Source organism: Rhizobium sp. K102 (assembly GCF_022385315.1).
Lineage (GTDB): Bacteria > Pseudomonadota > Alphaproteobacteria > Rhizobiales > Rhizobiaceae > Rhizobium > Rhizobium croatiense.
Genome location: NZ_CP092436.1, coordinates 130,302 through 142,432 on the forward strand (window position 1 = coordinate 130,302; position 12,131 = coordinate 142,432).

Genomic DNA, 12,131 nt, shown 5'->3' on the forward strand with positions numbered 1-12,131 from the left:
TATTTCGGCGGCTTGGGGCCGCAAGGAGAGTACTGATGACGTCCAGAAGCAAGCGCTGGGCCCTGGTGGGCGCCGGCATAGGTCTTATTGCGTCGGTTTCCGGCGCTGCATTGTTTTTCGAACTGCCGATGAGCACGACCGCCACGGCCGCTTCCGCCCCGGCGCAGCCTCCTGCCGTGCCGGTGACGGTTGCCGTCGTCGCGGCGCGCGACGTGACGGCCTGGGAGAGTTTCTCCGGCCGCCTCGAAGCCGTCGACCGTGTCCAGGTTCGTTCCCGCGTCGCCGGCGCCATCCTGTCGGTGGCCTTCCGCGAAGGTGCGCTGGTCAAGCAGGGCGACCTGCTCTTCACCATCGACCCGGCTCCCTATCAGGCGAGCGTGGCGCAGGCGCAGGGCCAGGTCGCCTCGGCGGAAGCCAAGGTCAGCTTGGCGCAGACCGAGCTCGATCGCGGCCGCAGGCTTTCCGACAACCGCACCATCTCCCAGAGCGATCTCGATCAGCGCCAGAGCGCGCTGGCCGAGGCGCAGGCAGGACTGCGTTCGGCACAGGCCGCATTGCAGTCGGCCCAGCTCGATCTCGATTATACTGAGGTGCGGGCGCCGGTGTCCGGCCGCATCGGCAAGATCGAGGTGACCGCCGGTAACCTGGTTGCGGCCGGCTCGGCTTCGCCGGCGCTGACGACGCTCGTTTCGGTCGATCCGATCTATGCGAGCTTCAATGCCAGCGAAGAGATGGTGACGCGTGCCCTTGCCCAGCTGCCGCAGACGGACAGCGCCTCGCCGCCGGTCGAACAGATCCCCGTCGAGGTCGGCACGCTGGCCGACAGCGGCACACCGATCAAGGGCAAGCTGCAGCTGATCGACAACGAGGTCGATGCGTCAAGCGGCACGATCGGCGTGCGTGCCGTCTTCGACAATCCGGGCGGGCGCCTGATCCCCGGCCAGTTCGTGCGGGTGCGCATGGGCCAGCCGAAGACCGAGAACAAGATCGTCATCAGCGATCGTGCCGTCGGCACCGACCAGGACAAGAAGTTCGTCTTCGTCGTCGACGGCGAGAACAAGGTGGCCTATCGGCAGGTGCAGCTCGGCACGCTGTCTGACGGTCAACGGGTGGTCGAAAGCGGCCTGAATGCCGGCGAAAAGATCGTCGTCAACGGTCTGCAGCGTATCCGTCCGGGCGCCGTCGTCGTGCCGCAGATCGAAGAGAAGGTCGCGACCGCTCAGTAAGACTTCGCCCTCCCCGGCGGGGCAAGGCTATGCCTAGCCGGGAGGCCCATGCTCGAATTGATATGACCCGCCGGTGGTTCCCAAGCCGCCGGAGAGGCACTTTGCATCCATGTTCACCCCGGAGAGGGCTTTGAAATGAACATCTCCAGATTCTTTGTCGACCGCCCGGTTTTTGCCGGCGTTCTTTCGGTCCTCATCGTGGTTGCCGGCCTGATCGGCCTCAGGGCGCTGCCGATTTCCGAATATCCCAACGTCGTGCCGCCGTCGGTCGTCGTGCGCGCCACCTACCCCGGCGCCAATCCGAGCGTCATTGCCGAAACGGTGGCGACACCGCTCGAAGAGCAGATCAACGGCGTCGAGGACATGCTCTACATGTCGAGCCAGGCGACGTCGGACGGCGTGCTTAATGTCACCGTCACCTTTAAGCTCGGCACCGACCCAGACAAGGCGCAGCAGCTCGTGCAGAACCGCGTTTCGCAGGCCGAGCCCCGTCTGCCGGCGGAAGTCCGTGCGCTCGGCATTACGACGGTCAAGAGCTCGCCCGACTTCATCATGGTCGTCAATCTCGTCTCCGACGGCGACAATCACGACATCACCTATCTGCGCAACTACGCGACCCTCAACGTCAAGGACCGGCTCGCCCGCATTCCGGGCGTCGGCCAGGTGCAGGTTTTCGGCGCCGGCGACTATTCGATGCGCGTCTGGATCGATCCGCAGAAGGCCGCCGAGCACGATCTCGCCGCCAGCGATATCAGCAACGCCATCAGTTCGCAGAACGTCCAGGCCGCCGCCGGCATCATCGGCGCGTCGCCCAGCCAGCCGGGCGTGGAACCTGCAGCTCAACGTCAATGCTCAGGGTCGCCTGCGCACGCCCGAAGAGTTCGGCAACATCATCGTCAAGACGGGCGCTAACGGCGAGATCACCCGCCTTCGCGATGTCGCCCGTATCGAGCTCGGCGCCGCCGATTATACGCTGCGCTCGCTGCTCGACGGCAAGCCGGCTGTTGCCGTCGCCGTTCTTCAGGCGCCCGGTTCGAACGCGATCGAAATCGCCGACAATGTGCGCTCGACCATGGACCAGCTGCAGCTGGCCATGCCCGAAGGCGTCAAATACGAAATTGTCTACGATACGACGAAGTTCGTGCGCGCCTCGATCGAGAAGGTTATCGATACGCTACTCGAAGCCGTCGCACTCGTCGTCCTCGTCGTCATCCTGTTCCTGCAGACATGGCGCGCTTCGATCATTCCGCTGATCGCGGTTCCGGTCTCGATCATCGGTACCTTCGCGGTCATGTATGTCTTCGGCTTCTCGATCAACGCGCTCAGTCTGTTCGGGCTGGTGTTGGCGATCGGCATCGTCGTCGACGACGCGATCGTCGTGGTCGAAAACGTCGAGCGCAACATCGAGCACGGCCTGTCGCCGCGGGCGGCTACCTACAAGGCGATGAAGGAGGTCTCCGGTCCGATCGTGGCGATCGCGCTGGTGCTGGTCGCGGTCTTCGTGCCGCTCGCTTTCATCTCCGGCCTGTCGGGTCAGTTCTATCGCCAGTTCGCGCTGACGATCGCGATCTCGACCGTCATCTCGGCTTTCAACTCGCTCACCCTGTCTCCGGCGCTCGCAGCCCTTCTCTTGAAGGGGCACCACGCGCCGAAGGATTGGCTGACGCGGTTCATGGACGCCATCTTCGGCTGGTTCTTCCGCGGCTTCAACCGCGTCTTCGGCGCCGGCTCGAACGCCTACGGCAAGGGTGTGGGCGGGCTGGTGTCGCGCAAGAGCATCGTCATGGTGGTCTATCTGGCGCTGGTCGGCGCCACCTACAGCATGTTCACCACCGTCCCGGGCGGCTTCGTGCCGTCGCAGGACAAGCAGTATCTGATCGGCTTTGCCCAGTTGCCTGATGCCGCAAGCCTCGACCGTACGGAAGACGTCATCAAACGGATGACCGACATCGCGCTCGCCCAGCCGGGCGTCGCCAATGCGATCGCCTTCCCGGGCCTGTCGATCAACGGCTTCACTAACTCCTCGAATGCCGGCATCGTCTTCGTGACGCTGAAGGATTTCGAGGAGCGCAAGACGCCGGATCTCTCGGGTGGCGCCATCGCCATGGCGCTGAACCAGAAGTTCGGCGCCATCCAGGACGCATTCATCGCCATGTTCCCGCCGCCACCGGTCAACGGTCTCGGCACGACGGGCGGTTTCAAGCTGCAGATCGAGGATCGCGCCGGCCTCGGCAACCAGGCGCTCGACGAGGCGACCAAGGCGGTGCTTGCCAAGGCCTATCAGGCGCCTGAACTTGCCGGGCTGTTCTCGAGCTTCCAGATCAACGTGCCGCAGCTCTATGCCGATCTCGACCGCGCCAAGGCCGAGCAGCTCGGAGTTTCCGTCACCGATGTCTTCCAGACGCTGCAGATCTATCTCGGTTCGCTCTATGTGAACGACTTCAACGCCTTCGGCCGCACCTACAGCGTCCGGGTGCAGGCCGATGCGAAATTCCGCGCCCAGCCGGAAGATATCGGCCAGTTGAAAGTTCGTTCGGCATCGGGTGAGATGATCCCGCTGTCGGCCCTCCTGAAGGTGGAGCCGAGCACGGGTCCGGAGCGCGCCAACCGCTATAACGGCTTCCTTGCCGCCGATATCAACGGCGGTCCGGCACCGGGCTTCTCCTCCGGCCAGGCGCAGGCGGCAATCGAGAATATCCTTCGCGAGACACTGCCTGCGGGCATCGACTTCGAATGGACGGATCTGACCTATCAGCAGATCCTGGCCGGCAATTCGAGCGTTGTCGTCTTCCCGCTGGCGCTGCTGCTCGTCTTCCTGGTGCTGGCCGCCCAGTATGAAAGCCTGACGCTCCCGCTTGCGATCATCATGATCGTGCCGATGGGCGTGCTGGCTGCGTTGACGGGTGTCTGGCTCACCGGTGGAGACAACAACATCTTCACCCAGATCGGCCTCGTCGTCCTTGTCGGTCTATCGGCGAAGAACGCGATCCTCATCGTCGAGTTCGCCCGTGAACTGGAGTTCGAAGGCAGAACACCGCGGGAGGCCGCGGTCGAGGCCAGCCGCCTTCGTCTTCGCCCGATCCTCATGACCTCCATGGCCTTCATCATGGGCGTCGTGCCGCTCGTCGTCTCGACCGGCGCCGGTGCGGAAATGCGTGCCGCCATGGGTGTCGCGGTCTTCTCCGGCATGATCGGGGTGACGTTGTTCGGCATCTTCATGACGCCGGTGTTCTACGTGCTGCTGCGCCGGATGACGGGCAACCGTCCGCTGGTTCAGCACAAGCCGGACGAGCACAAGGAGGAAGAGGCCGAGGTTATCAGGCTCGCGGCCGAATAAACGGAATTCAACCTTCCTTTGTCGAGTAAATCGGGCGGGAACTGCGGTTCTCGCCCGTATCGTTTTCGGACATCCGACAAAAATGCGTTACGTTTATCAAAACGGTTGCAACCATGGGCGAGGGGACTATCAAAGACGGATGGCAGCTGGGAGGATCGGCGCGGGCCTTACCTCCGCCATCTGGATAGGCAATGCCGGCAAGGCCGGAGCGCTTGCGGGAGATGGTTAGACGGACTGAAGCCCCAACTTCTCGACTTCGAAGAGAAGTATGGCCGATCGGGAGGATAGTAATGACGGACAGCCAGACGAAGAAACGCCGCTTGCGTTCGCAGGATTGGTTCGACAATCCCGATCACATCGACATGGCGGCGCTCTATCTCGAGCGTTTCATGAATTACGGCATCACGCCGGAGGAGTTGCGCTCCGGCAGGCCGATCATCGGGATTGCCCAGAGCGGCAGCGATCTTACACCCTGCAATCGGGTGCATATCGAACTCGCCAAGCGCGTACGCGACGGCATTCGCGATGCCGGCGGCATTCCGATCGAATTTCCCACACATCCGATCTTCGAGAACTGCAAGCGCCCGACGGCCGCGCTCGACCGCAATCTCGCCTATCTCGGCCTCGTCGAAATCCTTTACGGCTATCCCCTCGACGGCGTGGTGCTGACCACCGGCTGCGACAAGACCACGCCTTCGGCGATTATGGCGGCTTCGACGGTCGATATTCCGGCGATCGTGCTCTCCGGCGGGCCGATGCTCGACGGCTGGCACGAGGGGGAGCTGGCGGGCTCCGGCACGGTGATCTGGCGGATGCGGCGGAAATATGCGGCGGGCGAAATCGACCGGGAGGAGTTTCTGCAGGCGGCGCTCGATTCGGCTCCTTCCGTCGGCCATTGCAACACGATGGGCACCGCTTCGACGATGAATGCGCTGGCCGAGGCACTCGGCCTGTCGCTGACCGGGTGCGGCGCCATTCCGGCCGCTTACCGAGAGCGCGGCCAGATGGCCTACCGCACCGGACGGCGGGCCGTCGAGATCGTGTTCGAGGATCTGAAGCCGTCGGATATCCTGACGCGGGCGGCCTTTCTCAATGCGATCCGCACCAATTCGGCGATCGGCGGCTCGACCAATGCACAGCCGCATCTGGCTGCGATGGCCAAGCATGCCGGCGTCGAACTCTATCCCGACGACTGGCAGGTGCATGGCTTCGATATCCCGCTGCTGGCCAATGTCCAACCGGCCGGCGCCTATCTCGGCGAGCGTTATCACCGCGCCGGCGGGACGCCGGCAATCATGTGGGAGCTGCTGCAGGCCGGAAAACTCGACGGTGACTGTCGCACGGTGACAGGCAGGACGATGGCCGAGAACCTGAAGGGGCGGGAGGCCGGCGACCGCGAGGTCATCCGGCCGTTCGAGGACCCGCTGAAGGAGCGCGCCGGTTTCCTGGTTCTCAAGGGCAATCTCTTCGACTTCGCCATCATGAAGATGAGTGTGGTTTCAGAGGATTTCCGCCGGCGCTATCTCCAGGAGCCGGGGCGAGAAGGCGTCTTTGAGGGCAAGGCGGTCGTCTTCGACGGGTCGGAAGATTATCATCGTCGCATCAACGATCCCGCCCTCGGCATCGACGAGAATACGATCCTGGTGATCCGCGGCGCCGGGCCACTCGGCTGGCCGGGGTCGGCCGAGGTTGTGAACATGCAGCCGCCGGATCATCTTCTGAAGCGCGGCATCCGCAGCCTGCCGACGATCGGCGACGGTCGTCAATCGGGCACGGCGGACAGCCCCTCGATCCTCAACGCTTCGCCGGAGAGCGCTGCCGGCGGCGGCCTCGCCTGGCTTCGCAGCGGCGACACGATCCGCATCGACTTCAACCACGGGCGCTGCGACATGCTGGTGGATGACGTCGAGATCGAACGGCGCAAAGGCGAGGGCATTCCGCCGGTGCCGGCGGATGCCACGCCGTGGCAACAAATCTACCGCCGTTCCGTCACACAACTGGCGGACGGCGCCGTTCTGGAAGGGGCAGCGGACTTCCGCCAGATCGCGAAAAAACCACCGAGACATAATCACTGATCCTTTAGTTGCGGCAGATCGCAAGTCCGTTGATCCAAAAGGGGAAAGCCGTAACGAAGATTTCACCTCGTCATTTGTTCGGTCCATGAGACAAGGCTTCCTTAATGCCGGCCGAAGACCATATTGCAATTATGCAAGCTTCGAAGGCTGAGGCCGTGTTGCCAGAAAATAAAGCCACACGATCCGAACAAGAGTTTCAGGATCTTCTGCGCCGGCTCGAACTCGCTCTCGACGCATCCAGGATCGGTGTCTGGGAGCACAGCATTGCAAAGGACGGGATCTTATGGGACACACAGATGCACCGGCTCTACGAGACCGGCGAGACATGTCGGCAAGTGCCGGTATGGTTCTGGTCGAATGCGATCCATCCCGACGATCGCGAGCGGGCCGAACGTGATTTCGAGCAGGCCATCGCGGCGCGCGGCGCCTATGACTCGCAATTCCGGATCGTGCTGCCGAGCGGCGAAATCCGGCATCTTCGCTCGCGGGCGCATTTTTATGTGGATACTGAGGGCGCGCCCTCCTTCATCGGCGCCGAGTGGGATGTGACGGCCGACGTGCAGCTCAACGCCGAGCTTGCACGGCAAAAGATGATGGCAGAGGCGAGGGCGCTGGCGCTCGAGGAAAGCAACGCGCGTATCGAGCATGTCGCCGATCACGATTATCTCACCGGCTTGCCGAACAGGCGCCTTCTCGACAAGAGGCTGGCGGAGCTGCCGGCTAACAGGAGCGTTGCGACGCTTGGCGTGCTGCATCTCGATATCGACCAGTTCAAGCAGATCAACGACAGCCACGGCCATGCGGCCGGCGACGCCGTGCTCAAGGCTGCAGCCCTTCGCATCGCCGCCGCCATTCCCGCAAACGGCATGGTCGCCCGCGTCGGCGGTGACGAGTTCGTCGTCGTGCTGGTCAATTTCACCGATCTGGCCGAGCTGAAACTGATCACGGAGGATGTTCAGTGGCGGCTGCGGAAAAAGATCCGTTTCGGCCAGGAGATGCTGCAATCCGGGGCTTCGATCGGCGTATCGTGGAGCGGCGATCGGCGGGCGCGCAACCTGCTGGCCGAATCCGACTTGGCACTCTACCAAGCCAAGCAGCTCGGGCGGAACCGCATCGAATTCTTCACGCGGCAACTGCAGGAGGATCTGCGATCCAAACGTCGACTGGTCGAAGAGCTGAAGCTCGGGCTGGAGCGGGGCGAGATCATTCCCTATTATCAGGTGCAGCTCTGCGCCACAACGCGTCAGGTTATTGGCTTCGAGGCGTTGGCGCGCTGGAAACATCCGGACAAGGGCGTGCTCGCTCCGGGCATATTTCTGAAGATTGCCGACGAGCACGGGTTTGCGGCGGAGATCGATGCGGCGATCTTGAAACGTGTTCTCGAGGACCGGCAGTTCTGGCAGTTGCACGGCCTTGCGGTTCCGCGCATCGCCGTCAACATTTCGGCGTCGCGCCTTGCCGACCCGGCGCTGCTCGGCAAGCTGAAAAAACTCGACATTCCGCCCGGCGCAATCGTATTCGAGCTGATCGAGACGATTTTCCTCGATGACAGCGACGAGACGCTGCTCGATCATATCAATGATATCAAACAGCTGGGCATCGACATCGAAATCGACGATTTCGGATCGGGCCACGCCTCGCTCATCGGTCTCGTCAAGCTGCGGCCGAAGCGGCTGAAGATCGACCGGCAACTCGTTGCCGAGGTCGTCAGCTCGGAGGAGCAGCGGCGCGTGGTCGGTTCGATCGTCGAAATCGCCAAGGCGCTCGATGTCGAGGTGATCGCCGAGGGCATCGAGACCGAGGCGCATGCTACCGTGCTGGCGCAGCTCGGCTGCGATGGCCTGCAGGGCTATGCCTTTGGCTATCCCGCGCCGGCAACCGAGACGGATCGGCTGTTCTCGTCGGTGGCGGGCGGGGCCGGAAAGCACAAGGCAGCGATAGGCGGCTAATGTCGGTGGAATTGCTTGCTCGTCACCGGCAGGACGATAATTGGGCGGCAAGTAATTTTCTTGAGCTTGCAACGGCATTGTTTCATGGTAATGCGGAAACAAAGCTTACTGCATTGCATCGAAAATGATTATACGCGTCGTCAAGACCATCAGCGCGGCTTCTCCATCATTCGCAGCCGCGATCGGGGGGGCGGTGACCTGACAATTGCTTTGCCGTTGGCGGGATGGACTTGCAGGACATTCAATCTGGGAAGGTCGCATGAATTCGGAATTTGCCGTTCGTTCGATGCGGCCCGGCGAATTGGAGCTCGTGCTCGAATGGGCGCGTCAGGAGGGATGGAATCCCGGCCTCGACGATTCGCTGGCATTCCTCGAAGCTGATCCGACGGGTTTTTTCGTCGGCGCCATCGGCGAAGTCCCTGTCGGCTCTATTTCGGTCGTCAAATATGGCGACAGCTTTGCCTTTCTCGGCCTCTACATCGTCCACCCCGATTTCCGCGGCAAGGGGTATGGCAAGGCGATCTGGCAAACGGGGATCGCCACGGCGGAGGGCCGGACGATCGGTCTCGACGGCGTCGCCGCCCAGCAGCAGAACTACCGCAGGGCCGGCTTCGAACCCGCTTATCTCACCATTCGCTATGGCGGCATCGCCAGCGCGCTGCCGGCCTCGACGCTCGTTGCGCATCCGGTGCTGGATTCGCGCCTGGAAGGGCTGCTGCGTTATGATTCGGCGATCTTTCCGCAGCCGCGGGAAGCCTTCCTTGCCGCCTGGTGCACCGGTCGCAGGGGACGGCGTACCGCCGTCGTGCGGAAGAGCCACAAAATCCGTGGCTACGGCACGATCCGCCGCTGCTACGAGGGCTACAAGATCGGCCCGCTCTTTGCCAATGATGCCGATAGCGCCGCAGCACTGCTTGCCGAACTGGTCCCGGAGGCGAAAGGGGCAACAGTCTTCATCGATATTCCCGCCGAGAACCGCGAGGCGATCGGGCTTGCCGAAGATATGGGCCTTCAGCCGGTGTTCGAGACCGTGCGCATGTATCGCGGGCCAGCGCCAGCCACGCCATTGAAGCACGTCTTCGGCGTGACGACGCTGGAGCTTGGCTAATCCACCGGTGAGGCGGGCACCGTTGGAGCCGAAGCTTTCGGACGACCTTTTTCGGCGATGGCGATGCCGCCGAGCGTCAGGGCCAGCGAGACCATATGGAAGGACTGCAGCGTCTCGCCGACCAGGGCGACGGAGAGCAGGGTTCCGAATACCGGCACGAGATTGATGAACAGGCCGGCGCGGTTGGCGCCGATTGCCTCGACGCCCTTGATGTAAAGAATCTGCGCCAGCAGCGAGGGGAAGATCGCCGTGTAGAGAGTGATGCCCCAGCCGGCCTGATCGGGCCATTGCGCCGCATCCCGGCCTGCCTCCCAGAGGAGCAGCGGCAGCGATGTCAGCATGGCGGCAAAGGCCGGGAGGGCCATCAGCGTTCGCCAGTCGACCCGTGGTTTCCAGCGCAGGAAGATCGTGTAGAGCGAATAGGCGACGATGGCGATCAGCATCAGGCCGTCGCCCCGGTTGAGCTGCAGCTGCAGCAGCGTGGCGAGGTCGCCATGCGCCGCTGTCAGCGCCACGCCCACCAGCGTCATTCCGAAGCCGAGGCATTGCGCCAGCGAAATGCCGGTGCGGAAGAAGACGAAATTCAGCAGGAAGATCAGCATGGGAATGCCGGCCTGCTCGATGGCGACATTGATCGCCGTCGTATACTGCACCGCCGAGTAAAGCATGGCGTTGAAGAGGGTGTAGCCGATGGCGCCGTAGCAAAGCAGCAGCGGCAGGTTTTTTCTGGCGACCGGCCAGTCCTTCTTGAGTTGCGGCACCGAGATCAGGGCGATCAACGCGACGGCAAGGAACCAGCGCAGGAAGGTCAGCATCATCGGGCTGACATGGCCGACCGCGAGCTTGCCGGCGACGGAATTGCCACCCCAGCAGAGGGTGGCGATGACGAGGCAAATATAGGCCGTGGCTTGCAAGAGCGTTTCTTCCTCGTCTTTTGGTGATCAACAAGCGGCGTTTTCCCAGGGGAAATAGCCTGCCGAGTGCTGATTTGTCACGTAAAAAGCCCAATCGCCTGTGACAACAGGGTCGCTTTCCCAAAAACAAAGCTTTATAGATGCGCGGGTTTGAGCAGGTGCGCGGTTCCGCGCCGGTAACAGGAAGAGTTAGATGACGAACGTAGTCGTGGTCGGTTCGCAATGGGGTGACGAAGGCAAGGGCAAGATTGTCGATTGGCTTTCGGAACGCGCGGATATCGTCGTGCGCTATCAGGGCGGACACAATGCCGGCCATACGCTCGTCATCGACGGCACGAGCTACAAGCTTTCGCTGCTGCCGTCCGGCGTCGTGCGTCCGGGCAAGATGGCGGTGATCGGCAACGGCGTCGTCGTCGACCCGCATGCGCTGATCGCCGAGATTGGTCGACTTGAGGCCCAGGGTGTGAGCGTGACGCCTGACAATCTGCGCATCGCCGACAATGCGACGCTCATCCTGTCGCTGCACCGCGAACTCGACGCGATGCGCGAAGATGCGGCCTCCAACAGCGGCACCAAGATCGGAACGACGCGCCGCGGCATTGGCCCGGCCTATGAAGACAAGGTCGGCCGCCGCGCCATCCGCGTCATGGATCTTGCCGATCTCGACAGCCTTTCCGGCAAGGTCGACCGTATCCTCACGCATCACAACGCACTTCGTCGCGGCCTTGGCGTTGCCGAAGTCAGCCACGAGGCGATCATGGAGGAGCTCACCTCCATCGCCGACCGTGTCCTGCCGTTCCGGGATACCGTCTGGCTTTTCCTCGACAAGGAGCGCCGCAAGGGCGCCCGCATCCTCTTCGAAGGCGCGCAGGGCAGCCTGCTCGACATCGATCACGGCACCTATCCTTTTGTGACCTCCTCGAACACGGTGGCCGGCCAGGCCGCGGCCGGTTCCGGCATGGGACCGGGCTCGCTCGGCTATATCCTCGGCATCACGAAGGCCTATACGACACGTGTCGGCGAGGGCCCGTTCCCGACCGAGCTCACCGACGAAATTGGCCAGTTCCTCGGCGAAAAGGGGCATGAGTTCGGTACCGTGACCGGGCGCAAGCGCCGCTGCGGCTGGTTCGACGCTGCGCTGGTTCGCCAGTCGGTCGCCACCAACGGCATCACCGGCATCGCGCTCACCAAGCTCGACGTGCTCGACGGCCTCGAGGAACTGAAGATCTGCGTCGGCTATATGCTCGACGGCGAACAGATTGATCATCTTCCCGCAAGCCAGGGAGCGCAAGCTAGGGTCGAACCGATCTATATCACGCTGGAGGGCTGGAAGGAATCGACCGTCGGCGCCCGCAGTTGGGCAGATCTTCCGGCACAGGCGATCAAATATGTTCGCCAGGTCGAAGAGCTGATCGGGGCGCCTGTCGCGCTCCTGTCCACCAGCCCGGAGCGGGACGACACGATACTTGTGACCGATCCGTTTGAGGATTAAGGTCACCGGTCACTGCGGAGGATAGGTTCG

The 12,131-nt window shown here is 62.8% G+C and carries 6 protein-coding genes and 1 pseudogene; 6 read left to right on the plus strand and 1 reads right to left on the minus strand.

The features are described from left to right. Positions 1-35: 35 nt before the first annotated feature. The 5 genes and pseudogenes from MHI61_RS06625 to MHI61_RS06645 all read left to right on the plus strand — a co-directional run bounded on the left by MHI61_RS06625 (position 36) and on the right by MHI61_RS06645 (position 9,695). Positions 36-1,226, plus strand: a complete 1,191-nt coding sequence (locus MHI61_RS06625; RefSeq protein ID WP_239791400.1) for an efflux RND transporter periplasmic adaptor subunit — start codon at positions 36-38, stop codon at positions 1,224-1,226. A 135-nt stretch (positions 1,227-1,361) separates the two neighbouring features. Next, positions 1,362-4,563 (plus strand): annotated as a pseudogene (locus MHI61_RS06630) (multidrug efflux RND transporter permease subunit). A gap of 290 nt (positions 4,564-4,853) precedes the next feature. Then, positions 4,854-6,638: an IlvD/Edd family dehydratase gene (locus MHI61_RS06635; RefSeq protein ID WP_239791401.1), complete on the plus strand. Its 1,785-nt coding sequence runs from the start codon at positions 4,854-4,856 to the stop codon at positions 6,636-6,638. Between the two features lie 131 nt (positions 6,639-6,769). Then, the gene (locus tag MHI61_RS06640) at positions 6,770-8,587 is read left to right on the plus strand and encodes a GGDEF domain-containing phosphodiesterase (RefSeq protein WP_239791402.1); all 1,818 of its coding nucleotides are present in this window, start codon (positions 6,770-6,772) and stop codon (positions 8,585-8,587) included. Positions 8,588-8,846: 259 nt separating this feature from the next. Further along, positions 8,847-9,695, plus strand: coding sequence for a GNAT family N-acetyltransferase (locus MHI61_RS06645; protein ID WP_239791403.1), 849 nt, complete (start codon positions 8,847-8,849; stop codon positions 9,693-9,695). Here the strand turns inward: MHI61_RS06645 and MHI61_RS06650 are convergent. Then, a complete protein-coding gene (locus MHI61_RS06650; RefSeq protein ID WP_239791404.1) occupies positions 9,692-10,609 on the minus strand; it encodes a DMT family transporter in 918 nt (305 codons plus the stop codon). The two genes, MHI61_RS06645 and MHI61_RS06650, sit on opposite strands and share 4 nt — an antisense overlap. A 193-nt stretch (positions 10,610-10,802) precedes the next feature. Here MHI61_RS06650 and MHI61_RS06655 point away from each other — a divergent pair, with 193 nt between their 5' ends. Next, a complete protein-coding gene (locus MHI61_RS06655) occupies positions 10,803-12,101 on the plus strand; it encodes an adenylosuccinate synthase (RefSeq protein ID WP_064684793.1) in 1,299 nt (432 codons plus the stop codon). The last annotated feature ends 30 nt before the right edge of the window (positions 12,102-12,131 follow it).